Origin of the sequence: Sedimenticola hydrogenitrophicus, assembly GCF_029017505.1 — a bacterium.
Taxonomy (GTDB): Bacteria; Pseudomonadota; Gammaproteobacteria; order Chromatiales; family Chromatiaceae; genus Sedimenticola; species Sedimenticola hydrogenitrophicus_A.
On record NZ_JAQGEI010000025.1, the window covers coordinates 1 to 26,453 of the forward strand.

Here is a 26,453-nt window from a genome sequence, read left to right on the forward strand (position 1 = left end):
TTGCCCCTACGGATGATTTCAATCGCGGGAGGTGATGCGGGGTGTTGTGGGTCCCGCCCGAATCTAGAGCGAGGAGGCGGCGCGAGCCGCCTGGTCGTAGAGCCCCGACAGGGAGCGCAGCACCCGGGCCAGCTCGCCGATCTCCTGGTTGCCGGCGCCGAGGATACCGAGGGCGTCCACCAGGCAGTCCTCGCGGATCTCCCGGTAGCGCAGGCAGAGCGCCTCGCCCCGCTCGCTGGTGGAGAAGAAGTTCTCCTTACCCTGCTTCTCGGTCTCGACCAAGCCCAGCTTGACCAGCTTGCGCAGCGAGTAGGTGGCGGTGTGGGTATCCTCGATATTCAGGTTGAAACAGATATCCGCCACCTTCTTGGCCCGTCCGCGATGGTTGACGTTGTGCAGGATCAGGATATCGGTGGGATTGAGATCGGGCATGCCGCTGGCGGTCATGCAACGCTCGATCCAGCGGTTGAAGGCGTTGTTGGCGATGATCAGGCCATACTCCAGTTCGCTCAGCTCCACACTCTTGTCCGAGACCAGATGGGAGGAGGAGACGATAGGTTGCTTCTTTTTTTCCGACATCTTGTGCTACCTGACGAGTTTTATTTAGCCGCGAGGAGTGGTGCAGGGACGCACCGCTTACGGACCTAAGGATGGAATGAACGTCAATTGCTTGTTCCCGTTTTTGCCTGTGGTGGACCAAACCCCTGCCGATCAACGCTCCGCGGTGAGAAGCAGCGAACCGAGGCCGACGAACAGCCCGCCGGTGATCCGGTTGAACCGCCCACTCCAGTCCGTGTTTTGCAACCAGCCGCCGGAGCGGCTGGCCAGAAAGGCATACCCGAACAGGAAGGTGAACGAGAGCAGGCCGAAAGTAGCGGCCAACAGGGCGAACTGCGGCAGCATGGCGGCCGTGGGCTCGACAAATTGCGGAAACAGGGCGGTGCAGAAGGCGATGGCCTTGGGATTGCTAACCGCCACCGTAAAGGCCTGGAAAAAGAGGTTTACCGGGCTGCGGGAGGCAACCGCCACCCCCTCCGCCGGGAAGCGCCCCAACCCGCTACGCCAGAGACGCACCCCCAGATAGATCAGATAGAGCCCCCCGGTCCACTTGACCAGCTGGAAAACGGTCTCCGAGGTGTGGAGCAGCGCCCCCAGCCCGATGGACGAGAGGGCCGCCAGCAGCACGATGCCAGTCACGTTGCCCAGGATGGCGATCAGGGTGCGCCGCATGCCCAGTGTGAGCGCGTTGGTGACCGCCAGCAGCACCGCCGGGCCGGGTGTTGCCGTGGCGATCAGCGCGATCAGCAGAAAGGTCAGATAATCAGTTAATGCCATGGATCGAATCCGCCTTGTCAGTTTGGGCTACAAACCACGATGCCCGGGGTAGAGTACCAAGTGTAGGATGCCGGTGAGGCACGAACCGCATCAAGCCGTACCGCGAGGAGTGGTGCAGGGATGCACCGTTTACGAACCTGAGGATGGAATGATGCGGTTCGCAAGCTCACCAGCATCCTACATCGCCGGCAAGCACCGTAGCCTGGATAAATTCGCTACTCCTCCATCGGGATACACCGAGCTATGTACGTTCATTCGCGGCTGTTTCCATCTTTCCGGAGGAATCCGGCGGCTCACCATAACCGCCGCCTCCCGGAGTTTCAATAATAAACAGATCCCCCGCCGCCATCTCCACCTGCCCCTGGTGGCCCAGTTCGGTGACCCGGCCGTCGGCGTGTTCCACCCAGTTGCGGCCCACCTGCCCCGGCTCACCGCCGGCCAGGCCGTAGGGCGGCACGCGGCGGTGCCCGGCGAGGATGTTGGCGCTCATCGGCTGCAGGAAGCGCACCCGGCGCACGGTGCCGTCGCCGCCCCGCTGGCGCCCCGCCCCGCCGGAACCCCGGCGGATGGCGAAGGACTCCAGGCGCACCGGGAAGCGCCACTCCAGCACCTCCGGATCGGTCAGGCGCGAGTTGGTCATGTGGGTGTGCACCGCCGAGGTGCCGTCGTGCTGCCGGGTCGCCCCGGCGCCGCCGCAAATCGTCTCATAATACTGGTACTGGCGATTACCCCAGGTGAAATTGTTCATAGTCCCCTGGGAGCCGGCCGCCACCCCGAGCGCCCCCAGCAGGGTGTCGACGATCACCTGGGAGGTCTCCACGTTGCCGGCCACCACCGCGGCCGGGTAGTCGGGGTTGATCATGGACCCCGCCGGGATGATCACCTGCAACGGCTTCAGGCAGCCCTCGTTGAGCGGGATCATGTCGGCCACCAGGCAGCGAAACACGTACAGCACCGCCGCCCGGCAGACCGCCGCCGGGGCGTTGTAGTTGCCGGGGTGCTGGGGGCTGGTACCGGTGAAATCGATGGTGGCGCGGCGTGCCTCGCGCTGCAGGGTGATCCTGACGCAGACCCGGTGGCCGTCGTCCATCTCATAACAGAACTCGCCGTCGTGCAGCACATCCAGCACCCGCCGCACCGACTCCTCGGCGTTGTCCTGCACGTGCTGCATGTAGGCATGCACCACGTCGAGACCGAAGTGATCCACCATGCGCAACAGCTCCTGCACCCCCTTCTCGCAAGCCGCCAGCTGGGCCTGGAAATCGGCCACGTTGGTGTCGATATTGCGCGCCGGCCAGGGGCCGCCGGCGAGCAAGGCGCGGATCTCCGCTTCGCGGAAGCTGCCCCGATCCACCAGGGTGAAGTTGTCGATCAGGATCCCCTCCTCGGCCACCGAACGGGAGTCCGGCGGCATGGAGCCGGGGGTGGTGCCGCCGATATCGGCATGATGACCGCGCGAGGCGACATAGAAGATCACCGTCTCGCCCGTTGGATCGAACACCGGCTTGATCAGGGTGACATCCGGCAGGTGGGTGCCGCCGTTGTAGGGGTCGTTGAGCAGGTAGGCGTCACCGGGCCGCATGCGGCAGGCGCGCTCGCGGATCACCGTCTTGATGCTCTCGCTCATGGAGCCGAGATGCACCGGCATGTGCGGTGCGTTGGCGATCAGGTCGCCCTGCTGGTCGAACACCGCGCAGGAGAAGTCGAGCCGCTCCTTGATATTCACCGAGGCCGCAGTGTTCTCCAGCACCATGCCCATCTGCTCGGCGATGGACATGAACAGGTTGTTGAAGATCTCCAGCATCACCGGATCGACCCGGGTGCCGATAGCCACCCGCTGCGGCAGCGGCTGGTAGCGCTCCAGCACCACGTTGTCGTCGCGGGTGCGGATCGCCTGCCAGCCCGGCTCCACCACGATGGTGCCGGTCGGCTCGATCACCACTGCCGGGCCCTGCACCGGCCGTTCCGCCGGCAGGGCCTCGCGGGCATAGAAGGGGGTCTCGCAGGTCTCGCCGTTCATCACCGTGGGATGGGTCGCCAACGGCTGCAGCGCGCTATCGACCGCTACTCCTCCGGTGATGAGTGCGGGATGCTCGCCGGCGCCGATCACCTCCACCTGGATCGCCTCCACAATCAGCGGTTTCTCCGGCGAGATGAAACCAAAGCGCTGTTGGTGGGCCTGCTCGAATGCCCGTTGAATCTCCGGTAACGCGGCAAACGGGACCAGCAGGGCGGTGTCCGAGCCGAGATAGCGCAGGTGCAGCTTGCGCTCGCAACGGATCGCCGTGGCACGCACCCCCTGGGCCCGCATCTCCGCCACCCCGTTGCTCTCCAGCCGCTCCAGCCCGGTCACCAGCTCTGCCATCAACTCCGCTGCCAGGCGCGCCTCCACCGCCTGGTCGCGCAGCAGCCGGCGATCCGCCAGCCCCATGCCGAAGGCGGAGAGCACCCCGGCGTGGGGGTGCAGGTAGACCCGCTTCATGCCCAGGGAGTCGGCCACCAGGCAGGCGTGCTGGCCGCCGGCGCCGCCGAAACAGCAGAGGGTGTATTCCGAGACGTCGTAACCGCGTTGCACCGAGATGCGCTTGATGGCGTTGGCCATGTTGACCACGGCGATGGCCAGGAACCCCTCCGCCACCTGCTCCGGGCTGCGCCGCTCGCCGGTGGCCCGGTTGATCCGCTCGGTCAGCTCGCGGAAGCGCTCGCGCACCACCGCCGCATCCAGCGGCTGGTCGGCCCGGGGACCGAACACCTGGGGAAAGTGCTGCGGCTGCAGCTTGCCCAGCATGACGTTGCAGTCGGTGACGGTGAGCGGCCCGCCATTGCGGTAGCAGGCGGGACCGGGATTGGCCCCGGCCGACTCCGGCCCAACCCGGAAGCGGGCGCCGTCGAACTGCAGCATGGAGCCGCCGCCAGCCGCCACGGTGTGGATCAGCATCATCGGCGCGCGCAACCGCACCCCGGCCACCTGGGTCTCGAAGGCGCGTTCGTACTCCCCGGCATAGTGGCTGACATCGGTGGAGGTGCCGCCCATGTCGAAGCCGATCAGCTTGGCGAAACCGGCCGCCTCGGCGGTGCGCACCATGCCGACCACCCCGCCGGCCGGGCCGGAGAGGATCGCGTCCTTGCCCTGGAAGCGGTAGGCGTCGGTCAGCCCGCCATTGGACTGCATGAACAGCAGCCGCCCGCCCGCCTCCTGCATGCCGTTCAGTTCCGCGGATACCTGCTCCACGTAGCGGCGCAGGATGGGCGAGAGGTAGGCGTCCACCACCGTGGTGTCGCCGCGGCTCACCAGCTTCATCAGCGGACTCACCTCGGAACTGATGGAGATCTGGCTGAAGCCGATCTCCCGGGCCAGTTCCGCCACCCGCTGTTCATGAGCCGGGTAGCGGTAGCTGTGCATGAACAGCACCGCCAGGCTGCGCACTCCCTGGTCATGGGCGGACTGCAGCGCGGTGCGTGCCGCGGCCTCGTCCAGCGGCCGGATCAGCTCACCCTGGGCGCCGACCCGCTCGTCCAGCTCGATGACCTGGCTGTAGAGCATCTCCGGCAGCTCGATATCCAGGGTGAACAGCTCCGGCCGGGTCTGGTAGCCGATGCGCAGGGCGTCGCCGAAGCCGCGGGTCACCAGCAGCAGGGTCGGCTCGCCGTGGCGTTCCAGCAGGGCATTGGTGGCCACCGTGGTGCCCATCTTCACGGCATCGATCCGTTCCGCCGGCAGCGGCTGATCCCTGCCCACACCGAGCAGATCCCGCATGCCCTGGATCGCCGCGTCACGGTACTGGGCCGGGTTCTCGGAGAGCAGCTTGTGGGTCACCAGGGTGCCGTCGGGACGCTGCGCCACCACGTCGGTGAAGGTACCGCCGCGGTCGATCCAGAACTGCCACTTGGGCGTCACACCCCGGTCTTCACTCGCTAACACTTCACTCATGGACTAATCATTCCAATAAAAAATGGGTTAACCCCGGGTCATCATCGACGGCAGCCAGGTGGCGATCTGCGGAAACGCGGTCACCAGCACCACGGCCAGCACCAGCAGCAGAAAAAACGGCAGGGCGTAGACGGCGATACGCAGGATGTTGCGTCCGGTCAGCCCCTGCAGCACGAACAGGTTGAAACCGACCGGCGGGGTGATCTGCGACATCTCCACCACCAATACCAGGTAGATACCGAACCAGAGCAGATCGATCCCCGCCTGCTGCACCATCGGCAACACCACCGAGGTGGTCAGCACCACCACCGAAATACCATCGAGAAAGCAGCCCAGCAGGATAAAGAACAGGGTCAACACCGCGATCAGGCCGAGCGGACCGAGCCCCAGGGTGGCGATATACTCGGCCAGCGCCCGGGGGATGCCGGTAAAACCCATGGCGATGGTGAGAAAGGCGGCACCGGCCAGGATAAAGGCGATCATGCAGCTGGTGCGGGTCGCCCCCATCAGGCTCGCCATGAAGGTTTGTCGGCTCAGGGTGCCGGTCAGCGCGGCGATGACCAGCGCCCCGAACACGCCGAACACCGCCGCCTCGGTGGCAGTGGCCACCCCGCCATAGATGGTGCCGAGCACGAACAGGATCAGCCCGATCACCGGAAACAGCGACAGCGAGGCGCGCAGTTTGCGGCGCAGCGGCACATCCGGTTCCGCCGGCGGCATGCGCTTGCGGTTGAAGGTCGCCCAGAGCATGGTGTAGCCCATGAACAGGAGGATCAGCAGCAGTCCCGGCAGGGCGCCGGCGATAAACAGCCGGGCGATGGAGACCTCGGCCGAGACGCCGTAGACGATCAGGATGATCGAAGGCGGGATCAGCAGTCCCAGGGTGCCGGAGCCGGCCAGGGTGCCGAGGGACATGCGCTCGTCGTAGCCGCGCTTCTCCAGTTCCGGCGCGGTCATGCGGCCGATGGTGGCGGCGGTGGCGGCAGAGGAGCCGGAGACCGCGGCAAAGATCCCGCAGCCGAGGATATTCACATGCAGCAGGCGCCCCGGCAGGTGGTTGAGCCAGGGGGCCAGGCCGCTGAACAGGTCCTCCGACAGGCGGGTGCGGAACAGGATCTCGCCCATCCAGATGAACAGCGGCAGGGCGGTCAGGCCCCAGCTGGCGGAGGCGCCCCAGGTGGTGGTGGCCATGATCAGCCCCATGTTGCCGGTATCGTTCAGCAGCAGCCCGACAAAGGCGATCAGGAACAGGGTAACGGCCACCCAGAGCCCGGCGGCCAACAGGCCGAACAGCAGCAGGGCCAGGAGCAGGGTCAGCAGCAGCGGATCCATCTCACTCCCCCCCGCTGATCACCGAGATCTCGTCATGGCGCATATAGTGGGGCTCATCGCCGCGCAACAGCAGCACCCACTCATCCAGCAGCGCGATCTCCAGGATCAGCAGGCCCGCCGCCATGGGGGTCTGGGGGATCCACAGCGGCACCGGGATATAGCCCTGGCTCAGTTCGTCAAATTGGTAGGATTCGATCACCAGCAGCAGCGCCGACCAGGCGGCATAGCCCACCAGCAGCAGGCCCAGCAGCAGCACCGTGCCCTCGATCAGGCGGCGCGGCCCGCCGTGCAGGTGACTGATCAGCAGATTCACCCGGATATGCCCGCCGCTTCGCAGGGTGTAGGCGAGGGCCAGGAAACTGGCCGCCGCCAGCAGGAAGCCGGAGAAGTCCTCGGTGGAGGGGATCACCACCCCGAACCAGCGGCCGACGATCTGCGCCAGGATCAGCAGCGCCATGAGTACCAGGCAGAGGCCGGCGCCGGCGCCGGCGGTGAGATAGAGCCTGTCGAGCAGTCTGCGCATTAGCGAAGCCGGGGAACCGGCAAGGGCGAGGCCGGCTCCCCGCTCCATTACTGCATCGCCTTGAGGATTTCGGTGCCGGTGGCACCGGCCTCCTGGGCCCACTCGTCACTCATGACGCGGCCAATCTCCCGCAACTCGGACTTGAAGCGGTCGGCCGGGGAACTCACCTGCATCCCCTGCGCCTTCAGGGTGGCGGTCTTCTCCACGGTCTCGCTCTCGGCGATCTCCCAGCCGCGTGCCTCGGCCTTGGCGGCGGCCGCCAGCAGCGCATCCTGAACCGCCGCCGGCAGGCGCTTGAACGCCCGGGCGTTGACAAACACCATGTTCTTGGGGATCCACGCCTGGGTATCGGTGTAGTGGCCGACGAAATCCCACGCCTGGCTGCTCACCCCGGTGGTGGGCGAGGTCACCATGGCGTCGATAATACCGGTACTGAATGCCTGGGGGATCTCCGGGGTCTGTACCGTGGTGGGGGACGCCTTCAGCAGCACCGCCAGACGCGAGGTGGTGGGGCTGTAGGCGCGCATCTTCATGCCGGCGAAGTCCTCGACCGAAGCGACGGCCGACTTGGTATAGAACCCCTGCGGCGGCCAGGGAATGGCGTAGAGCAGCATCAGGCCGTCCTTCGCCAGGCTCTTCTCCACGTGCGGGCGGCTGACCTGCCACAATTTTTTCGCACTGGCGAAATCGCTGGCCAGAAACGGGATGTTGTCCACCTTGAACAGCGGATCCTGGTTGCCCAGCAGGGCCATCAGCATCTCGCCGATATTGACCTGGCCGCTGCGCACGGCGCGATGGATCTCGGGATGCTTGAACAGCGAGGCGCCGGAGTGGACGGTGATCACCAGCTCGCCATTGGTGGCGCTCTTCACATCCTCGGCAAACTGGCGAACATTCTGGGTGTGGTGTACCCCATCGCCGTAGGGGGTCGGCATGTCCCACGAGGTGGCGGCAGTGGCGGTGCCGGCAAACAGCGCCGAGCAGATCAGTGGGGCCAGCCATCGTTTCAAGAGAATCTTCTTCACGGGCAACTCCTCCTTTCCTTGACATTATAATTTCGTTTTGTTTGCGATTTATCGATAAATCGTACAGATAGACCTTAGTTAACGCGGAACCCGATGTCAAGGGCACCCTGTGAGCCGCCAAATTTTGGCCTTCCGCGCGTTTACCCATAAGATAGGCCTATTTCAGTAACAGAGATTCAGCTTGATATGAAAATCCCTGGGGTAACCCACCTGCTGCTCATCACCTGCCTGCTGCTGGCCAACATGGGCACGACCCTGGCCGATACCATTAACATTGCGGTGGCCAGCAACTTCGCCGATCCCATCAAGGAGCTCACGGCCCGCTACACCGCGCGCAGTGGACAACGGATCAACCTGGTATTCGGTTCCACCGGGAAACACTATGCCCAGATCAAAAACGGCGCCCCCTTCGCCGCCTTCTTCGCCGCCGACGAGTACCGCCCGGCACTGCTGGAACAGGAGGGGGTGGCCGTGCCGGGGAGCCGCTTCACCTATGCGGTGGGCCGGATCGTGCTGTGGAGTCCCAAGGCGGGACTGGTGGATTCACAGGGCAAGGTGCTGGAGGGGCAGGCGTTCCGCCACCTGGCCATCGCCAACCCGCGGCTGGCGCCCTACGGCAAGGCCGCCGAGCAGTTCCTGCAGAACCGGGGACTCTGGGAGGGCCTGCAGGGGCGCCTGGTGCGCGGCGAGAACATCGGCCAGACCTACCAGTTCATCAGAAGCGGCAACGCCGAACTGGGCCTGGTCGCCTACTCCCAGGTGAAAAGCCCCGGGCATCCGCCCGAAGGATCGCTGTGGGAGCCCCCCCCCGCCGAGTACGACCCGATCGCCCAGCAGGCGGTGCTGCTGCAGGACCATCCGGTGGCCCGCGCCTTTCTCGACTACGTCAAAAGCCCCGAGGCCGTGGCGATTATTCGGGGCTTCGGTTACGCGATGCCTTAACGCCAGGGTGGGGAAATTATCCCCGCTCACGTAGACAACGCGACGGGTGCGGCTATGCTCTACTCTTGGCGGCACGGTTCACCTCCGGCCGCGGGCGTAGCGAAGGGGATTCGGACTTTTCTGTTTAGCCTCCCCGTACGTCCTTGTGGATCAGCAACAAGAACGGATAAAGGGAGTTAGACATGAAGAGCATGCTGAGCGCATTGAAACGCCGTATACAACCCTTGATGACCACGAAGCAGGAACACCGTCACGCCATGGTGGGTCCTGCGGCGCTGTGGAAAATGAAACGCGATTTTCAGATCCGTTTCCTCCGGCAGATGGGGTTGGCCCCGGAGCACTACCTGCTCGACCTGGGCTGCGGCACACTGCGTGGTGGTATCCCCCTGATCGAATACCTCCAGCCCGGCCACTACTTCGGCATCGAGGTTCGGGCCGAGGCCCTGGCCGAGGGGCGCAAGGAGTTGCAGGAGGCGGGACTGGAGGGAAAACAGCCGGTGCTGCTGCAATCGGATGACGTTTCACAACTGTCCGTCGAGCAACAGTTCGATTATGCCTGGGCATTCCCTGTGCTGATTCACATGCAGGATCCGATCCTCGATCAGACGCTCGGCTTCATTGCCCGGCGCCTGGCACCGGACGGCACCTTTTACGCCAATGTAAACATAGGTGAAGAGTATTCCGGCAGCTGGCAGGGCTTCCCGGTGGTTTCCAGAACCCTGGAGTTCTACCGCGAACAATGCGCCCGCCACGGCCTCGCCCTCGCCGATCTCGGACCCCTGAGAGAGCTCGGGCACATTTCGGGGGTCGAGGAGCAGGACATCCAGCGGATGCTGCGCATTACCCGGTCAGGCTGACCGCGCAGGAAAGTAGAAGACTGATGGACACGTTTTTGAACCCACAAGGTTATGTAATCACGGATTGAACACGGAACTATTTGAACTATGCCAACAATTCTTCGGGTTGGACCCTACCGGTTCTATTTCTACAGCAATGAAAAAGGGGAAGCACCACATGTTCATGTACAGCGAGAGCAGTTTCTTGCTAAATTCTGGTTGAGTCCAGTTGCACTGGCGGGTTCGAAAAGGTTTGCTTCGCATGAATTGCGAATAATTCAGAAACATGTCGAACTGAACAGAGAAATATTCCTGGAGGCCTGGAATGAGCACATTGGCAGTTGAGATACATCCGTTGGCCCAAAAGGTCGAGTTCACAGATGATGATTTGGTTGTCTCCCTGGTAGATGGGCGAAAAGTAACTGTCCCATTGATATGGTTTCCTCGTTTATCGAATGCCTCGAAAAATCAGATAGAGAAATACGAAATTCTCGGAGATGGTGAGGGCATCCATTGGCCCGAAATAGATGAAGACCTAAGCGTGGCAGGGCTGCTGCGTGGTGCGCGTTAATCATCAATACATCTACGCTCAACCGGACCCACGCGAGACGGCTGCGCAACACCCCTGAACTCAGGATAGACCCCGGTCACAACCGCACCAACGCCACCGGGAAGGATTGCAGCAGGGTCGCCACCGGCAGCACCGCCAGACCCTCCTGCAGCGCGACCTCAACCGGCTCGCCGGTCAGCAGGTTGCGGCCGCCCTCTCCCGCCAAACGCTCCGGCAGCACAATCGAGCTATCCCCCCACACCCCGGACCCGAGGGGCAGATCCCCGGCCCCGGGGGCAAGCCGGCTGTACCAGCGCGGGGCGACGCTGATCAGACTGGTCTCCCCGGCATGGCGGGCGAACGCGCAGAGATGCTCCGCCGCGGCTCCACTCACCTCCAGCGGCATATACGCCCCCTCCTGATAAACCGTCTTCCAGTGCAGGCGAATCCCCAGCAGCCGCCAGATCAGATAGAGTCGCGCACGGCCGTCGGCCAGGGAGTCCAGCAGTTGCCGCACACGCCCCGCCAGCTCGGCCTGGGGTACGGTGGTGTACCGTTCCAGTTCGGCCAGCAGGCGCTGACGCCGGGGGAAGTCCACCGGGCGGCGATTGTCGGGATCGACCAGGTTGAATTCCCATAGTTCGCTGCCCTGGAATAGGTCCGGCACCCCCGGCGAGGTCAGCTTGAGCAGCTGCTGCGACAGGGCGTTGAACATGCCCCAGCGCGCCACCTCCCGCTGGAACGGCAGAAATTCACTGAGGAAGAGATTGTTTTCACCGCTCTGCAACAGCCGCCGGATGAAGTGACAGAGGGCCTCCTCGTACTCCGGCACCGGATTGACCCAGCTGGTGTGCTGTTTGGCCTCGCGTACCGCCTTCAGCATATAGCGTTCGATACGCGCCACATAGGCTTCATGACCGGCAGCATCCATCGACTGCAGCGGCCAGGTACCGAGCAGGGTCTGGTAGAGCAGATACTCGTCATTGTCGGACGGCGCCTTGCCCTGCTCCAGGCGGCGCTTGCGGTGGCGGTTGATCTGTTTCCAACGACGGCTCTGCTGCTGCCAGCGCTCGGGGATCTCGGACAGCACGTTGATGCGCATGCGTACATCCTCGCTGCGCTTGCTGTCATGGGTCGAGCTGTTCAGCATGGTATGCGGCCACTGCGCCAGACGCTGGGCATTTTCGGCATGGAACTCATGCAGCGGGACCGCGAAGTGCGCCGGATCGCCGCCCACCTCATTGAGCGAGATCAGGCGATGATAGCGATAGAGCGCGGTGTCCTCCACCCCCTTCGCCATCACCGGGCTGGAGACCTGCTGGAAATTCATCGCCAGCGCCGTCATCGCCGCGCAGGCACGCTCATCGGTGGCCGCGGCACTCTCCATCAACAGCACCGAGGCGATAAAATCGAATATGGTCACATCCAGCCCCCGGTTGGCCTTCTTGGCCAGGGCCACCGCCCACTCCACATAGCGGCGATCCAGGCTGCCGACCTGTCCCTGGCGGACGTAGGTGCGGTAGACCGGGAAGTGCGCGATCACCTCGATCAGGGCCAAACGCAGGTTGTTGTGGGTGTAATCCCGGGTGTGCGGACTGGACTCGCAGATACGGCTCAGCTGCCCCGCCAGCACATTGAGCTCGCTGGCCATGGCGTGTTCCATGGTATGGCGTTTGCCCCGGTACACCAGCTGGCTGAAATCGAGCGCCTCGTGGATGAACCGGCGATAGGCACGGTTCAGCCCGCGTTCGCCCCGCGGATCGACCAGCAGGCGCGTCAGCAGATTGCAGAAGTCATAGCCGGTACTGCCCTGCACCGCCCAGTCGTCACGCAGGGGCTCGGAGCGGGCGAGGATCTTCTCCACCACCACGTAGAGCGCGGCGTCCCCTTCCAGGGCATCCAGACCCGCCCGCCGCTGCAGGCGGGCAAAATACTGGGCCGGATCATAGAGTCCATCGGGATGATCGATACGCAGGCCATCCAGCCGCCCGTCGGCAAGCAGGTCGAACACAAACCGGTGGGTCATATCGAAGACGCGGCGGTCTTCCATGCGCAGGGCGGCGAGATCGTTGATATCGAAGAAGCGACGATAATTGATCTCGTCGGAGGCGACATGCCAGTCCGCCAGCCGCCACGCCTGGGCATCGAGCAGCCGGTGCAACAGCTGGAACGAGTCTGGATCGCCCAGCCGTCCGTTGAAGTCGTTGACCGTCTCCTGCACCATCCCCGCGATCTCCGGGCTGCCGGCGGTCAGCTGCAGCAGGCGGTGCTTGAACAGGCCGGCATCCCGTTGCCTGTCCAGAATCGCCTCGCGCGCGCCGGTCTGCCGCGACGGCAGGTTTTCGAACGCCGTGATCAGGCTCCCCAGCTCCAGGTAATCGGGATGGTCGGGGCCCAGCAGACCGGACAGCAGGTCGAAACGGTGCCGCAACAGGCGCGGGTATTCGCCGGGATCGATCGGCAACCGGTGCTGGTGATACCAGACACTGAAGCTGCCGCCGCCGGCATCGAACTCCAGCTTCAGCTCCCCGCCCTCCAGGGCCATGCCATAGCGTTGCGCCAGGATCGGCAGCAGCACCTTGCCGTGCAGTTCGAGCTTCTTCGGCTGCCAGTCGATATCGAAAAAAGCGGCGAATACCGACGCCGGGCCGTGCTCCAGCACATCCAGCCACCAGGCATTGTCGGCCCCCATCACCCCCATGTGATTGGGCACCATATCCAGGATCTGCCCCATGCCATGGAACTTGAGCGAATTGCAGAAGACGGCAAACTCCTCCGCCGTGCCGATCTCCGGATTGAGGCTGTTGTGATCGATAATGTCATAGCCATGGCTGCTGCCGGAACGCGCCCGGAGATAGGGCGAGCAGTACACGTGGCTGATGCCGAGCCGCGCCAGATAGGGGATCAGCTCGGTCGCCTGCGGGAAGGTGAAGTCGCGACTGAACTGCAGCCGATAGGTGGACGTCGGCACGCGCGCCTGGCGGGGGACGAGCGGGGGACGCTGGAGCGGACGTTCCCGGCGTAGCGCCGCCGACAGCGAGAAGGGACGCGGGTCGCTGGCCCAACTCTCCAGGTGCAGCGGCAGCTTGCGCCGCCAGTTGGGGTGCTGGGTGGTGGTGGCGGGGATATTGACCTGATCCGGCACCCCGAACAGATCCTCCAGCTGCACCATCAGCAACCGCGCCGGGCTGCGCGCGAGCAGGACGTATACCGCCTCGGCAAACGCTGCGCTCACCGCCGGCAGTGATATCGAATTGACCGTCACCCCCTCCGGCAGCAGCCCCTCCTGCTCCAGCAGCAACAACAGTTCGGCGCGTTCACGGGCGCGCTGGATAACCTGCCCATGACGTGCCTCGGCGGTGGCGAACAGCCCCAGCTCGCTGCGCCGCAGGATATCGCGCCCCTCCCAGTAACCGCTCAGGGTCGGCATGTCATGAGTGGCGAGCGCCGCCAGCGCCTGGGGCGGATAGTCGGCCGGCGGCAGCAGGTGGCCATCGGCCGTCTTGGCGTCGATCAGGACGCGGTAGGAGAGTACCTGCATCGCGGCCAGTGCACTGCGCACCTCCTGCGGGACGGTCCCCAGGTCCTCGCCGATAACCACGCACTGATTGCGTTGGCTCTCCAGCGCGAGGATGCCCAACAGGTCCGCGAAGGGATAAGCGACATAGGCACCCGCGGCGGGCGGCGAGCCGGCGGGCACCCAGTACTGGCGCATCAGCCCCATTACATGATCGAGCCGCAGCGCCCCGGCGTGGCGCATGTTGTGGCGCAGGGTGGCGATGAAGGGGGCATAGGCCGCCTCGAACAGCCGCGACGGCACCAGCGGGGGCAGGCCCCAGTCCTGGCCCAGCTGATTGTGCAGTTCGGGCGGCGCGCCGACCCCGACGCCGATGGCATACAGCGCCTGGTTGGCCCACGACTCGGCGCCGCCGCCATCCACCGAGACGGCCAGATCGAGATAGATGCCCACCCCGAGTCCCAGCTCCATGGAACGCCAGCCGGCGGCGGCGAGTTGCAGGCCGGCCTGCCACTGCAGATAGCTGAAAAACTCGATGCGTTCACGATGCCGTGCGGCAAACTCCTGCACCTCCGGCGCCTGCGGTTGGCGATACGGCTCCGGCCACACCGGCCAGCCCCACACCTCCGGGTCCTGTTGATGAAAATGTTCCTGCAGCGCCTCGAACAGGGTGTGGTGATAGAGCCGCTCCCCCTCGCGCTCCTGGAAGGCGCGAAACTGTGCCGCCCACTCGCTTCCCGGCTGCAGATGCTGCTCGCGGAAGTGGCGGTAGAGCAGCTCCAGGACCGGCAGTTTCAGCGCCGCCACCGCCGCGTAATCGACCAGTTCGGTCTCGCGCTGCGCCTGCAGGCGTAGCTGGAACTCGGCCGAGCCCACCAGCGCGCGGGCCGCCTCGCAGCCGCGGTACTCCGCGATCGCCTCGACATCGAGATAAAGCAGATTGAGGTAGAGGCGACTCGACGGGCTGTAGGGGCTGGCGTGTTCCGGGTTGTGGGGAAACAGGGCATGCAGCGGATTGACCCCGACGATATCCGCACCCCAGCCCGACCACTGCTCCAGCAACAGCCGCAGATCGGTGAAGTCACCGATCCCCCAGTTGCGTTCGGAACGCAGGCCATAGAGCTGTAGCGCCGGCCCCCACAGACCGCCGGGGCGCTCCAGCGCGGCCGACAGGTAACAGTTGCCCGGCGCGACGATGAGGCTCTGGGAGGCGATCACCTCCCCACCGCGGACGATGGCCAGTTGGTGATAACCCGGCGGGGGCTGGAGCGGCAACGCCAGCTTCCAGGCGCTCGAAGGCCGGCCGTCCACCTCGCGCCGCTGCAGGCGCGGCAATCGCGCCGGCTGGAACGGGTGGTCATGCTCCGTGCCGTCCTCCAGCCGCAGGCGGCAGATTAACTCGGCGCCGGCCTCGGCATCCGCCATCACCAGGCGTACCCAGGGGTCGGTTTCCCCCGTCACCCGCACCGGTTCGAGCAGGCGCCGCCAGGGGCGCAGCCGGCACTCATCGATCGCCGCCGCCAGGCCCGCCGCGCTGGCGACGTCAAAGCCCATGGCGCCGAGCAGGGCGCGGCGGGTAGCGTCGGAGGGCCGGTGGGTGCGTTGCCAGTTATCCACGTACTCCGGCACTATCCCCGCCAGCTCGCTCAGGGTGGCCAGCAGTTCAGCCTGGTTCATCAGCACCCTCCAGATACCAGGCCACCGAACAGCCGGGCAGTCTCCCCGCCGCCAAATCCGCCGCCAAATCCGCCGCCAGATCCTCCGGCGGCCCGGCCGGACCGGCAAACAGCAACCGGCCCCGGGGCGGTCCGGCCACCGTCACCGTGGCACTCCCCAGGTTGGCCATGACACTGAGGCGGGAGCCGTCCCCGAGCCGCCAGGAGACCTCCAGTGCCGCCTCGCCCAGCACCTCGAACCAGCTGCCGCGCGCCCCCGGCAGACGCGGCACAATGACCTGCTGGCGCAACGCCAGCAGCCGCCGGTACAGGGCCAGCCGGTCGCGCGACGGCGGGCTCTCCAGGGCGGACCAATCGAGCCGCGCCAGTTCGAAGGTCTGTTCGGCGCAGGGATCGGGAATGGTGGCGCGCACCGCCGGGTCGCGAAAGCGGCTGAAGCCGGCGAACTCCTTGCGCCGTCCCTCGGTCACCGCCGCGGCCAGACCGGGCTCGAACTGGCAGAAAAAGGGGAAGGGTTCACGCGCCCCCCACTCCTCGCCCATGAACAGCAGCGGCGGTGGCGGAGCCGGCAAAAGCAGCGCCGTCGCCGCCGCCAGCGCCTCGGCCCCGGCCAGGGTGGTCAGGCGCTCGCCGAAGGCGCGGTTGCCGATCTGGTCATGATTCTGCAGAAACGAGACAAAGGCGCTGGGCGGCAGGTGGGCGCTGGGCTCGCCGCGGCGCGCGCCGTGGCGGTAGCCGGAGACCTCGCCCTGATAGGCGAAACCCTCGCTCAGGCAACGGCCCAGGTGGGCCGTGGCGTGCTCCCGGTAATCGGCATAGTAGCCATCCTGCTCACCGGTCAGCAGCACATGACAGGCGTGGTGCAGGTCATCATTCCACTGGGCATCGTAGCAGTGGGCACCCGCGTCCCGACGTTCCAGATAGCGGACCGCATTGTGGTCATTCTCCAGCACCAGGTGGATGTGCCGCTCGCGTCCCAGCGTGGTCCGCACCACCTGGGCCAACTCCTCCAGGATGTCGGGCCGGCTGTCGTCGATGATGGCGTGCACCGCGTCCAGCCGCAGCCCGTCGAGATGGAACTCTTCCAGCCAGTAGAGGGCGTTGTGGATATAGAAGTCGCGCACCGTGCGGCTCATCTCGCCGTCGAAGTTGATCGCCGCGCCCCAGGGGGTGTGGTGGCGCTGGCTGAAGAATGGCGGCGCATAGAGGTGCAGGTAATTGCCCTCCGGACCGAAGTGATTGTAGACCACGTCGAGGAGCACCATCAGCCCGCGTTGATGGGCCGCCTGAATCAGCCGCTTGAGGTCGTCGGGGGTGCCGTAGCCGGCATGCGGGGCGAACGGCAGGGCACCGTCGTAACCCCAGTTGCGGTGGCCGGGAAATTGCGCCAGCGGCATCAGCTCGATCGCGGTGATGCCGAGCTCCAGCAGATGGTCCAGCCGCTGCATGACGCCGGCAAAGGTCCCCTGCGGGGTGAACGTCCCGACATGCAGTTCGTAGATGACCGCCTCGTGCCACGGTCGCCCGCACCACCCGCCGTCCTGCCAGGCAAAGGCGCCGGGGTCGACCACCACGCTGGGGCCGTGCACGCCGTCGGGATTGCCGCGCGATGCCGGGTCGGGGACGCAGAGGCCGTCACCGATCTCGTAACAGTAACGGCTACCCGCCGGGACGGCGTCACACACCCGTTCGAACCAGCCCCCGGGCAACGCCGTCATGGGTTGCGGCGGTGCCTCACCGAGCCGCAGCAGCACCCCCGGCAGCGCCGGCGCCCACAGGCGAAAGCGCACCCCGCCCGGTTCCGTGAGCTGGGCGCCGAAGGGCATGCGATGCCCGCGCCGGGTGCCGGCCGGCGTAGGGGTGGCGGCTGAAGCCATGGTGGGCACTCCCTGTTGCAGTGGCGGTGGGCGGTGCGCTCGGTCAATCATCCGCCGCTCCCCGGGGGTCGGCGCCGTTGCCGACAAGCCGCCGGTGCAGAATGCGAATCACCGCCTCCAGCCAGGTGGGACGTGTATGCAGCGTGCGATGCAGGGTCTCCACCGCCCGCGCCGTGAGATGGAAGTCGAGCAGTGCCCGGGCCTGGGCGGCATCGGCCGGGTAGATGGTACAAGCGGCGATCCCCTCCAGGTAGCCCCTCATGAAGGCATCCCGGGACGTCCGCTCCCACACCCTGGCCGCGTGTTCCAGCATTTCGTGCGCGGGGACGGCCAGCTGCCGCTGCAGCGCGATTGCGGCGGCCAGGGTCAGTGAGTAGTGCATCCCCGCCACGTCCTTGAGCGGGGAATAGCGGGCACGCCGCTCCTGCAGGGGGAGGTCCGGGTCGCCCTCGAAATCGGTGATGACAAAATCGTTGTGGGCGATCAGGATCTGCCCCAGATGATAATTGCCGTGGACCCGCAGCTTGTAGAGCGGCGCGCCGCTTGGGACGCTCAGCCGATCCAGCGCGTCGGCGGCGCTGGCGAGCAGCTCTTCGGTCATCTCGCGGAGCGGTTCCGGCAGCGGATCGGGGGCGTTGTCCAGCCGCTCAAGGCCGCCCAGCAGCAGCCCGCGCAACCTGCCCCGCTGGCCGTCGATCTCTTCGGGCGTGAGCGGTTGCGGATCGAACTGCGGGTTGCCGCCGGTCGCCAGCGCACAATGCAGTTCGGCGGTACGCTGGCCCAGTTTGCCCATCTGGGTGGCGTAGACCGCATGGGTCTCCGGGTCGTCCACGCTCTCCGGGGCCTCGATGCAGAGCGTCAGCAGGCGATCCAGATAATCCTGGGTATAGTCCCAGAGCGTGCCCTGATTGGACATATAGCGATGCATGACGGCGATGGCGGTGACGCTGTCGGGGGCATGGTATTCAATGCTGCCGATCAGTGGCGCGATCGACGGTCGCGGCGACAGGTCGCTGAGGAAACGCCCCATCTCCAGCTCCGGATTCACCCCCTCCTGGACCCGCCGGTAGACCTTGAGTATGGCCTGGTCAGCGAAGATGATGGCGTTGTTGCTCTGCTCCAGGCCGGGCCGTTCCACCGTGGGTAGAGCGGTGATATCGGGAAACTCCGCGCGGTGGCTGAACACCATCTCGCCGCTGCCGAACGGTAGCCGCCGGTCATGCGCCATGGCATCGAGCAGGTGGAGACAAAAGGCATCCTCCCCCAGGGCATCGTAGATGATGCCCATCCTGGCGTGCTGCCTGACCCTGGCCAGCATCCAGGGCGAGAGCGCGTTGAACTCCTGTTCGGATCCCGAGCCGTCAAACAGCATGCCGAGCGGCAGAAAACAGCTCTGCATCGGCTGCGTATCGAAAGCGACCCTGACCAGCAGAGGCAACCACTCCCGGTGGTCGCTCCCGCGCCATTCACTGGCCACTTCCAGCTCGATGCCGGTCACCTTGCCGGCGGCCTCGCTGAACCAGTGCTGGGCATCAAAAAAAGCCGGCAGCACCTCGCTCTTCAACTGGTTGAAGGTCTTGCGCGCCAGGCCGTCACGCCCCCCCCGGCCGGATCCGCCGACCAGGGCCGCCAGCAGGCTCTCCGGCAGCACCAGCACCGGCAGCTCCTCGCGCGGCAACTTATCCACATGCCAGACCGGCGGGTCCACCTCGGCCGACAGGCCGAACCAGTAAAAACCGTAACGTGGCAGACTGAGCAGATAGGGCAACTCGCCAATGGCGGGGAACGCCGAGTTGTCCAGCAACTCGACCGGCACCAACCCCTTGTAGGCGGAGAGATCCAGTTCCACCGGCTGGGCACTGTGCGAGAGGTTGAACACGCAGAGGATCTTCTCCTCCCCGTATTCGTACAGATAGGCCAGGATCTTGCGATTCCCCGGCCGCAGGAAGGTGATGCTGCCGCGACCAAAGGCCTTGAAACTCTTGCGTGTGGCGATCAGCCGCCGCATCCAGTTGAGCAGGGAGCTGGCATGCCGGCCCTGGGCCTCGACATTTACCACCTCGTAGCCGTAGAGCGGGTCCATGATCAGCGGCAGATAGAGGCGCTGCGGATCGGCCCGGGAAAACCCGGCGTTACGATCCGGGCTCCACTGCATCGGGGTGCGTACACTGTGGCGGTCACCCAGATAGATGTTGTCGCCCATGCCGATCTCGTCACCATAGTAGAGGATGGGTGAGCCGGGCATGGAGAGCAGCAGGCTGTTGAGCAATTCGATGCGGGAGCGGTCGTTGTCCATGAGCGGGGCCAGGCGGCGGCGGATCCCCAGGTTGACCCGGGCACGCGGGTCGGTGGCGTAGGTATCGTACATATAATCCCGCTCACGGTCGGTCACCATCTCCAGGGTCAGCTCATCGTGATTGCGCAGGAAGATCGCCCACTGGCAGTTGTCCGGTATCTCTGGGGTCTGCAGCAGTATCTCGCTGATGGGATGGCGGTCCTCCTGGGCGATCGCCATGAAGATGCGCGGCATGAGGGGAAAGTGGTAGGCCATGTGGCATTCATCGCCATCGCCGAAATATTCGCGCACATCCTCCGGCCACTGGTTGGCCTCGGCCAGCAGGATACGATCGCTGTAATGCCGGTCGAGCTCGGCCCGCAGCTGGCGGATGATGGCGTGGGTCTCGGGGAGATTTTCACAACTGGTCCCCTCGCGCTCGATCAGGTAGGGGATCGCATCCAGACGCAACCCGTCGACCCCCATGTCCAGCCAGAAGCGCATCGCCTGCAGCACCGCCTTGATCACCTGCGGATTGGCAAAATTCAGATCCGGCTGGTGAGAGAAAAAACGGTGCCAGTAATAGGCCTGGGCGGTGTCATCCCAGGCCCAGTTGGAGTTTTCATAATCGGTGAAGATGATGCGCGCGGCCTCGTAGCGCTTGATCGTCCGGCTCCAGACGTAAAAGTCGCGCTTGGGGGAGTCCGCGGGCGCGGCGCGCGCCGCCTGAAACCAGGGATGCTGATCCGAGGTGTGGTTGATCACCAGCTCGGTAATCACCCGCAGATCGCGTTTGTGCGCCTCGCGCAGGAAGCGGCGGAAGTCGGACAGAGTGCCGTAATCGGGATGGATGCCCCGATAATCCGCGATATCATAGCCGTCGTCGCGCAGCGGCGAGGGATAAAAGGGCAGCAACCAGAGTGCATTCACCCCCAGCTCCTGCAGGTAATCGAGCCTGGAGGTCAGACCCGCGAAATCGCCGATACCGTCACCGCTGCTGTCGCAATAGGCACGCACATGCAGCTGATAGATGATGGCGTCCTTGTACCACTCATGGTCGGTTGGCGGATTCATCGGTAGCGTCCATTCGCATCTCCCTGAAAGTTCTGGTCGTTACACCCCCGCTCCGCACCGTCGGGTGCGGGGTATGATGGCGGGCATGACTGCTTCAGCCCGCTGGTGAAGGCTGGGTGGCGGCGCCTGATACCGGTGCCGGTAGCAGCCGCGCACACCCTCGGGGCAGTCGATGGTCACGGTGAACGGGATGGAATCGGTAGCGGTATACGACGCCGTTACGCAACCCCCGGTCATCCCTAACAACGGTTTGAGTATAGATGCCCGGTGCTGGATCTTGAAGCCGGCGGATGAAGGGCGGCAAAGCAATGCGCCAATTCAACGCTCCGTCAGCAGCAGCTTCAGCGCCAGTCCGGCGAACACCACGCCACTCAGGCGGTTGAGAATCAACCCTCCCCGGCCCTTGCGCAGGAAACCGCCGATGCGTCCCGCGGCCAGGCTGATCAGACCGAACACCAGCAGGGCACTGGCCATGAACAGCAGGCCAAGGATAACGATCTGCAGGGTGACGCTGCCCTGTACTGGACCGAGCGCCGGATCGAGCACTGGGCTGACAAACTGCGGCAGGAAGGCGAGGAAGAACAGCGACACCTTGGGATTCATGATGTTCATCAGCACCCCGCGCAGATAGAGCCGGCGATAACCGTCGCCGCTAGCGCGCGCGCCGAGTGTCTCGGCCGGTGCGCGGAACACCTGCCAGGCGAGCCAGGCGAGATAGAGGGCGCCGCCGATCTTGAGCAGCGAGAACGCCAGCGCCGACTCCTGGATGAACACCGCCACACCGAGCGCCACCGCGCCGGTATGCACCACCAGGCCGGTGCAGAGGCCGAGGGTGGTGACCACGCCGGCCAGTGGACCGCGGGCGATGGAGATGGTCAGCACGAACAGGTTGTCCGGCCCCGGCGACAGGGCCAACAGCACCGCGGAGGTGACGAACAGCAGCAGGGTGGCGGTTTCAAACATGGCGGATCCTCGATTGAGCCACGATCATAGCATGGCAGCTACACGGCGACGATGCCCATTCAGGCCAGGCGGGAACAGGACTCACCACTTCAGCCCGATCATCAGGTCCATCACGTTGGTGCCGGTGGGGCCGGTCTGGATCAGATCACCGCTGGCCTCAAGGAAGCGGCCGGAATCGGCTTGGGCCAGGCAGACCTCGGGATCGATACCCAGCGCCCGGTTACCGCGTCCCACGCTGCCGCCGTCGACCAGGGCTCCGGCATCCTCGCCCGGCCCGTCGCCGCCGTCGGTGCCGGCGGCCAGGAAACAGAGGTCCCGGCGACCGGAGATCTGGGTGGCCACTACCAGCGCCAGATGCTGGTTACGCCCGCCCTGGCCGGGATGCTCCGGCAGCCGGATGGTGGGTTCGCCACCCCAGATATAGAGACCGGGCCAGGTATCGCGCAACTCATAGCCGAGGCGGCGGCCGAGCACCTCCACATCACCCCCCAGATGGGCCCGGTTCAGGGTCACGGCATAACCCAGCTCCCGTGCCTTGGCGGCGGCGGCCTCACGGGCATCCGCCAGCGAGGCGACGACGCTGATGCGGATATTATCCGGCGGTGTCTCGGCGGGCGCCGGTGCGGTCGGCAGCAGGGCCCGCAGCCAGTCGGGCAGTGACAGATCATCCAGGGTGTCGGGGCGCTGGGTCGCCACCAGCAACCCCGAGCCGATCACCCCGGGATCGTCCCCCGGCACATCCGAGATCAGCAACACCCGGGCCGGCCGCCCCTGCAGCAGCGGGATCAGGCCACCCCCCTTGATCTGCGAGAGGGCCTTGCGCACCCGGTTCATGGCATCGATCGGCAGGCCGCTCCCCAGCAGCCAGCGGTTGACCCGCTGCAGGCTCTCCAGGTCGATGCCGTCGCGGAGCCGTTCCACCAGCCCCGAGGTACCGCCCGAGATCAGAAACAGCAGGCGGCGATCGCCGGGCCGTGTGCGGATGAACTCCAGCAGCGCATCGCCGGCCTGCAGGCTGCGCGCGTCGGGCACCGGGTGCCCCCCCTCGACACAGCGCAGCCCGCGGGCGCCCAGCAGCGGCGCATCGAGATGCCCCGGCTTGGAGATCACCAGGCCGTCCACCACCCGCTCCCCCAATGCCTCCAGGGCGCCCAGGGCCATCGACTGGGCCGCCTTGCCCAGGGCGATGAGCGAGACCGGTCCCACCACTTCTTGCAGCGGATCCCGCACACAGGTACGCCCCTCGACGCGCGCAAGCGCCGCCTGAAAAATCGTCAGCAGGTCCCGGCGTGCGCCCGCCCTGTCCGGCATGATGTGACTCCTGTTATGCAGTGGCTCTATATCAGTATAAACACAGGGCCATTCTAGCCTCGTCAACCAGATATGGTAAGCTGGAGTCCATCGCTGGCCTGAACACCGCTGGGGAACACTCTTGGAAAGCATACAGATACGCCGCCATTTCAGTCGCAATATCCTGATTCGCATGATCATCCTGGGCGCCATCGGCGCCGGCGTGCTGTTCTGGAAACTCGATTTCATTATTGAAATCTACTTCCGCGACCAGCTCACCCCCACCGGCCTGATCATCAACGGCGCCATCCTCGCCCTGTTCACCCTCGGGCTGTTCAGGATCATCGGCATACTGGTCAGTTACGGGCTGGAAGAGCGGGCGGTGGTGCAGTTCATGGCCAACCTGCGGGACAAGGTCGACCCGCTCTACGAGGTCGCCGAACAGCGCATTATCGCGCGCCGCTACCGTACCCTGGAGGCGCTGCACAAGGCCAACACCCCGATCAATCACAACGCCCTGGCCACCACCCTGGTAGCGTCGGAAAGCACCCGCAACAGTCTGCCGAAGTTCGTCAACAACACGCTGATCCTGAGCGGCGTGTTCGGCACCATCGTGTCGCTCTCCATCGCCCTGATCGGCGCCTCCGACCTGCTCGCCTCGGCAGTCAACGTCAACGGCATGGGACTGGTCATCCACGGCATGTCCACCGCGCTCTCGACCACCATCACCGCCATCGTCTGCTATATCTTCTTCGGCTATTTCTACATGAAGCTGACCGATGTGCAGACCAACCTGGTAAGCGGGGTGGAGCAGATCACCGCCGCCCACCTGATGCCGCGCTTCCAGATCCAGACCGAGAGCGTGCTGTTTGAGTTCAGCGGACTGATCCGCTCGCTGCAGAGCCTGATCAGCAAGATGGAGGGGTCCCAGGTCTCGTTCCAGAACCTGGCCCAGGAGATGCAGCTCTCCCAGGGTAATATCCAGGCGCTCGAGCAATCCATCAGCCGGGCGATGCAACAGGCCTATGAGGAGCGCATCCAGCCCATCACCCGGGAGATGGAGGACATCAAGCGGCTGCTCAGGGACGGCTTCCGGCTGCACGAGGACATATGAACTCCGACAACAGCTTTGTCGATCTGCGGCTGAACCGCCAGGAGGGCCAGAACCAGGATAGCTTCTGGCCCTCCTTCACCGACATCATGACCGTGATCGTGATGATCTTCGTCATCGCCATGGTGGTCCTGTTGCTACGCAATATCGAGCTGGTCAATCAGCTGCGCGCCACCATGGAGGCGGAACGTGCCGCGGTGGAGCTGGCCAAGGCCACCGGCGAGGAGAAGGAGAGCCTGGCGCTGAAGCTGTTCGCGGCGGAAAACGACCTCTCCATGCTGCGCATGCGCCTGATGCAGCTGGAGGAGCAGCGCACGGAACAGGCCGGCACCATCGACACCCAGCATCGCGGCATCGTCCAGCTGCAGGCGGAAAACGAGTCGCTGCAACTGCTGCGCGACCAGCTCAACGCGGAGAATTTCACCCTCACCCAGCAGCTGAAGAAGCGGGACGCGCTGATCCAGCAGCAGCAACAGAACCTGGAGGATCTGCAGCAGACCCTGCTCGCGGCGCAACAACAGTTGAGCCGGTTCCAGGAGGAGATCGCCTCCGCCCACTCGGCGCTGAATACGCTGGAGCAGAACTACGTCGCGGTGCAGGAGCAGCTGGCCCGGTTGCAGCAACGCTACAGCAGCCAGTCGGGTGAACTGCTGGCGGCCCGGGTCGCCGAGCGTGAGAGCGGCCGGCAACTGCAGACCCTGCAATCCGATTTCCAACAGCTCAAGGTCAAGTACGACAAACTGATCCGGCCGGCCCGTTCACCCGCCGGACGCTACCTGGTGGAGGTACGCTACACCAAGCCGGACAACCGCATCCTGGTCGAATACCAGACCCAGCAGCAGCCGGGCTACCGGTCCGTCTCCCAGGAGCAGTTGGAGACGGTGCTCGCCGGGCTCAAGGAGCAGCAGGCCAATGGACTCTATATCAAGGTAATCTTCCCGGAGAACAGCGGGCTCACCTTCACCGAGGCGTGGGGCCTGACCTCCCATCTGCACGGCAGCTACGACTACTATTTCCAGGGCGGCGGCCCCGAACTGGTCCCGGTCCTGCCCACCCCCGACCAGGGTGAATGAGCGTCGCAGCGGATGCCTCCGGGGATGGCCCCGGAACTTCGCTCGCCGCTTCACTTGATTCTGGCCTTGGTCCGGGGTTTTGTTGTTATACTCGAAGCCGAACGCCCATTATAACTATAAGCCGGTCCGAATATGCCAATACCCGTCATCATCTGTGACGACTCAAGCTTTGCCAGAAAACAGGTCACGCGCGCCCTGCCGTCCGGCTGGGACGTGGACCTGACATTCTGCGCCAACGGCCGGGAAGCGGTCGCGGCGATCGAGGCCGGCCAGGGGGACATCCTGCTGCTCGACCTGACCATGCCGGTGATGGACGGCTTCGAGGTGCTGGAGTACATCCGTAAACAGGATCTGCCCACGCTGCCCATCGTCATCTCCGGCGACATCCAGCCGGAGAGCTACAAACGGGTCATGGCGCTCGGCGCGGTCGCCTTTATCAAGAAGCCGGTGGACCCCGCCGAACTGACCCGGGTACTGGATGAGTTCGGGGTATTGGGTATCCTGACGGAGCAGGAGCTGCAGGCCACGGGCCAGGTCACCTTCACCGAGTGGGTGCAGGAGATCACCAATGTGGCCATGGGACGGGCGGCGGACCTGCTGGTGCGGGTGGTCAATGAGAAAGTGGAGCTGACCATCCCCCACGTCAGCCTGCTGGAACGGGGCGAACTGGAGATGACCCTGAACGCCACCGCCCATGGCGACAGCTTCTCCTGCATCACCCAGGGATTCATCGGCGGCGGCATCTCCGGCGAGAATCTGCTGCTGTTCCACGACACCGATATCCGCCATGTCGCCGAACTCCTCAACTTCGATCTCAACCACCTGGAAACCTCCAGCGAGATCGAACTCTACATGGATATTGCCAACGTGCTGGTCGGCGCCTTCCTCAAGGGCTTCGCCGAGCAGCTGGATATCTGTTTCAGCCAGGGGCATCCCCGCATCACCATCCACAGCCAGGACAGCGCCGTGATCCTTGCCAACCACCAGGGACACGAGCGGATACTGACCATAGAGGTCAACTATGTGATCGGGGACAATCAGATCCGCTGTAATCAACTGGTGCTGATCACACCGGAATCCATTGCCGCGCTGAAGCTGCGCTCGGGCGAGGAGATTGGCTGAT

At 65.0% G+C, this 26,453-nt stretch carries 18 protein-coding genes; 7 read left to right on the plus strand and 11 right to left on the minus strand.

Translation table 11 applies throughout. The annotated features are described in order from the left end of the window. Window positions 1-63: 63 nt before the first annotated feature. The 6 genes from O9K64_RS15400 to O9K64_RS15425 all read right to left on the minus strand — a co-directional run bounded on the left by O9K64_RS15400 (window position 64) and on the right by O9K64_RS15425 (window position 8,146). Window positions 64-579, minus strand: coding sequence for a winged helix DNA-binding protein (locus tag O9K64_RS15400; protein WP_275098974.1), 516 nt, complete (start codon window positions 577-579; stop codon window positions 64-66). Between the two features lie 132 nt (window positions 580-711). Continuing rightward, window positions 712-1,335, minus strand: a complete 624-nt coding sequence (locus O9K64_RS15405; protein WP_275098975.1) for a LysE family translocator — start codon at window positions 1,333-1,335, stop codon at window positions 712-714. A gap of 241 nt (window positions 1,336-1,576) precedes the next feature. Continuing rightward, window positions 1,577-5,266 carry a hydantoinase B/oxoprolinase family protein gene (locus O9K64_RS15410; protein ID WP_275098976.1) on the minus strand — a complete coding sequence of 1,230 codons (3,690 nt, stop codon included), beginning with the start codon at window positions 5,264-5,266 and terminating at the stop codon, window positions 1,577-1,579. 27 nt (window positions 5,267-5,293) lie between these two features. Further along, window positions 5,294-6,598: a TRAP transporter large permease gene (locus tag O9K64_RS15415; RefSeq protein ID WP_275098977.1), complete on the minus strand. Its 1,305-nt coding sequence runs from the start codon at window positions 6,596-6,598 to the stop codon at window positions 5,294-5,296. A gap of 1 nt (window position 6,599) precedes the next feature. After that, window positions 6,600-7,121 (minus strand): TRAP transporter small permease, encoded by a 522-nt coding sequence (locus O9K64_RS15420; RefSeq protein WP_275098978.1) that lies wholly within the window; start codon window positions 7,119-7,121, stop codon window positions 6,600-6,602. Window positions 7,122-7,168: 47 nt separating this feature from the next. Then, the gene (locus O9K64_RS15425) at window positions 7,169-8,146 is read right to left on the minus strand and encodes a TRAP transporter substrate-binding protein (RefSeq protein WP_335342307.1); all 978 of its coding nucleotides are present in this window, start codon (window positions 8,144-8,146) and stop codon (window positions 7,169-7,171) included. Window positions 8,147-8,332: 186 nt separating this feature from the next. Between O9K64_RS15425 and modA the strand changes: the two genes are divergently transcribed. The 4 genes from modA to O9K64_RS15445 all read left to right on the plus strand — a co-directional run bounded on the left by modA (window position 8,333) and on the right by O9K64_RS15445 (window position 10,495). Then, window positions 8,333-9,088, plus strand: a complete 756-nt coding sequence (modA, locus tag O9K64_RS15430; protein ID WP_275098979.1) for a molybdate ABC transporter substrate-binding protein — start codon at window positions 8,333-8,335, stop codon at window positions 9,086-9,088. A gap of 182 nt (window positions 9,089-9,270) precedes the next feature. Further along, the gene (locus O9K64_RS15435) at window positions 9,271-9,945 is read left to right on the plus strand and encodes an SAM-dependent methyltransferase (protein WP_275098980.1); all 675 of its coding nucleotides are present in this window, start codon (window positions 9,271-9,273) and stop codon (window positions 9,943-9,945) included. An 87-nt stretch (window positions 9,946-10,032) separates the two neighbouring features. Beyond that, window positions 10,033-10,269, plus strand: coding sequence for a DUF4160 domain-containing protein (locus tag O9K64_RS15440; RefSeq protein ID WP_275098981.1), 237 nt, complete (start codon window positions 10,033-10,035; stop codon window positions 10,267-10,269). Continuing rightward, window positions 10,250-10,495 (plus strand): DUF2442 domain-containing protein, encoded by a 246-nt coding sequence (locus tag O9K64_RS15445; RefSeq protein ID WP_275098982.1) that lies wholly within the window; start codon window positions 10,250-10,252, stop codon window positions 10,493-10,495. The genes O9K64_RS15440 and O9K64_RS15445 overlap by 20 nt, the downstream gene beginning before the upstream one ends. Before the next feature lie 76 nt (window positions 10,496-10,571). On the opposite strand, the gene O9K64_RS15450 is transcribed toward O9K64_RS15445, so the two are convergent. The 5 genes from O9K64_RS15450 to O9K64_RS15470 all read right to left on the minus strand — a co-directional run bounded on the left by O9K64_RS15450 (window position 10,572) and on the right by O9K64_RS15470 (window position 23,167). After that, the gene (locus O9K64_RS15450) at window positions 10,572-15,668 is read right to left on the minus strand and encodes a malto-oligosyltrehalose synthase (protein WP_275098983.1); all 5,097 of its coding nucleotides are present in this window, start codon (window positions 15,666-15,668) and stop codon (window positions 10,572-10,574) included. Beyond that, complete coding sequence (gene treZ, locus O9K64_RS15455; RefSeq protein ID WP_275098984.1) at window positions 15,655-17,544, minus strand: malto-oligosyltrehalose trehalohydrolase; 1,890 nt, start codon at window positions 17,542-17,544, stop codon at window positions 15,655-15,657. The genes O9K64_RS15450 and treZ overlap by 14 nt, the downstream gene beginning before the upstream one ends. A gap of 43 nt (window positions 17,545-17,587) precedes the next feature. After that, window positions 17,588-20,893 (minus strand): maltose alpha-D-glucosyltransferase, encoded by a 3,306-nt coding sequence (treS, locus tag O9K64_RS15460; protein WP_275098985.1) that lies wholly within the window; start codon window positions 20,891-20,893, stop codon window positions 17,588-17,590. A 318-nt stretch (window positions 20,894-21,211) separates the two neighbouring features. Beyond that, entirely contained in the window at window positions 21,212-21,856 is a 645-nt protein-coding gene (locus O9K64_RS15465; protein WP_275098986.1) for a LysE family translocator, read from the minus strand. A gap of 81 nt (window positions 21,857-21,937) precedes the next feature. Next, on the minus strand, window positions 21,938-23,167 hold the full coding sequence (locus O9K64_RS15470) for a glycerate kinase type-2 family protein (protein WP_275098987.1): 1,230 nt from the start codon (window positions 23,165-23,167) through the stop codon (window positions 21,938-21,940). Window positions 23,168-23,288: 121 nt separating this feature from the next. Here O9K64_RS15470 and O9K64_RS15475 point away from each other — a divergent pair, with 121 nt between their 5' ends. The 3 genes from O9K64_RS15475 to O9K64_RS15485 all read left to right on the plus strand — a co-directional run bounded on the left by O9K64_RS15475 (window position 23,289) and on the right by O9K64_RS15485 (window position 26,452). After that, a complete protein-coding gene (locus O9K64_RS15475) occupies window positions 23,289-24,260 on the plus strand; it encodes a hypothetical protein (protein ID WP_275098988.1) in 972 nt (323 codons plus the stop codon). After that, window positions 24,257-25,330, plus strand: a complete 1,074-nt coding sequence (locus O9K64_RS15480) for a hypothetical protein (protein ID WP_275098989.1) — start codon at window positions 24,257-24,259, stop codon at window positions 25,328-25,330. The genes O9K64_RS15475 and O9K64_RS15480 overlap by 4 nt, the downstream gene beginning before the upstream one ends. Before the next feature lie 132 nt (window positions 25,331-25,462). Then, window positions 25,463-26,452, plus strand: coding sequence for a response regulator (locus O9K64_RS15485; protein WP_275098990.1), 990 nt, complete (start codon window positions 25,463-25,465; stop codon window positions 26,450-26,452). Window position 26,453 lies beyond the last annotated feature (1 nt).

Excerpts from the sequence above, each read along its gene's own strand:
- O9K64_RS15400 (WP_275098974.1), bottom strand. The coding sequence starts at position 579 with ATGTCGGAAAAAAAGAAGCAACCTATCGTCTCCTCCTCCCATCTGGTC.
- O9K64_RS15405 (WP_275098975.1), bottom strand. The coding sequence starts at position 1,335 with ATGGCATTAACTGATTATCTGACCTTTCTGCTGATCGCGCTGATCGCC.
- O9K64_RS15410 (WP_275098976.1), bottom strand. The coding sequence starts at position 5,266 with ATGAGTGAAGTGTTAGCGAGTGAAGACCGGGGTGTGACGCCCAAGTGG.
- O9K64_RS15415 (WP_275098977.1), bottom strand. The coding sequence starts at position 6,598 with ATGGATCCGCTGCTGCTGACCCTGCTCCTGGCCCTGCTGCTGTTCGGC.
- O9K64_RS15420 (WP_275098978.1), bottom strand. The coding sequence starts at position 7,121 with ATGCGCAGACTGCTCGACAGGCTCTATCTCACCGCCGGCGCCGGCGCC.
- modA (WP_275098979.1), top strand. The coding sequence starts at position 8,333 with ATGAAAATCCCTGGGGTAACCCACCTGCTGCTCATCACCTGCCTGCTG.
- O9K64_RS15435 (WP_275098980.1), top strand. The coding sequence starts at position 9,271 with ATGAAGAGCATGCTGAGCGCATTGAAACGCCGTATACAACCCTTGATG.
- O9K64_RS15440 (WP_275098981.1), top strand. The coding sequence starts at position 10,033 with ATGCCAACAATTCTTCGGGTTGGACCCTACCGGTTCTATTTCTACAGC.
- O9K64_RS15445 (WP_275098982.1), top strand. The coding sequence starts at position 10,250 with ATGAGCACATTGGCAGTTGAGATACATCCGTTGGCCCAAAAGGTCGAG.
- O9K64_RS15450 (WP_275098983.1), bottom strand. The coding sequence starts at position 15,668 with ATGAACCAGGCTGAACTGCTGGCCACCCTGAGCGAGCTGGCGGGGATA.
- treZ (WP_275098984.1), bottom strand. The coding sequence starts at position 17,544 with ATGGCTTCAGCCGCCACCCCTACGCCGGCCGGCACCCGGCGCGGGCAT.
- treS (WP_275098985.1), bottom strand. The coding sequence starts at position 20,893 with ATGAATCCGCCAACCGACCATGAGTGGTACAAGGACGCCATCATCTAT.
- O9K64_RS15465 (WP_275098986.1), bottom strand. The coding sequence starts at position 21,856 with ATGTTTGAAACCGCCACCCTGCTGCTGTTCGTCACCTCCGCGGTGCTG.
- O9K64_RS15470 (WP_275098987.1), bottom strand. The coding sequence starts at position 23,167 with ATGCCGGACAGGGCGGGCGCACGCCGGGACCTGCTGACGATTTTTCAG.
- O9K64_RS15480 (WP_275098989.1), top strand. The coding sequence starts at position 24,257 with ATGAACTCCGACAACAGCTTTGTCGATCTGCGGCTGAACCGCCAGGAG.
- O9K64_RS15485 (WP_275098990.1), top strand. The coding sequence starts at position 25,463 with ATGCCAATACCCGTCATCATCTGTGACGACTCAAGCTTTGCCAGAAAA.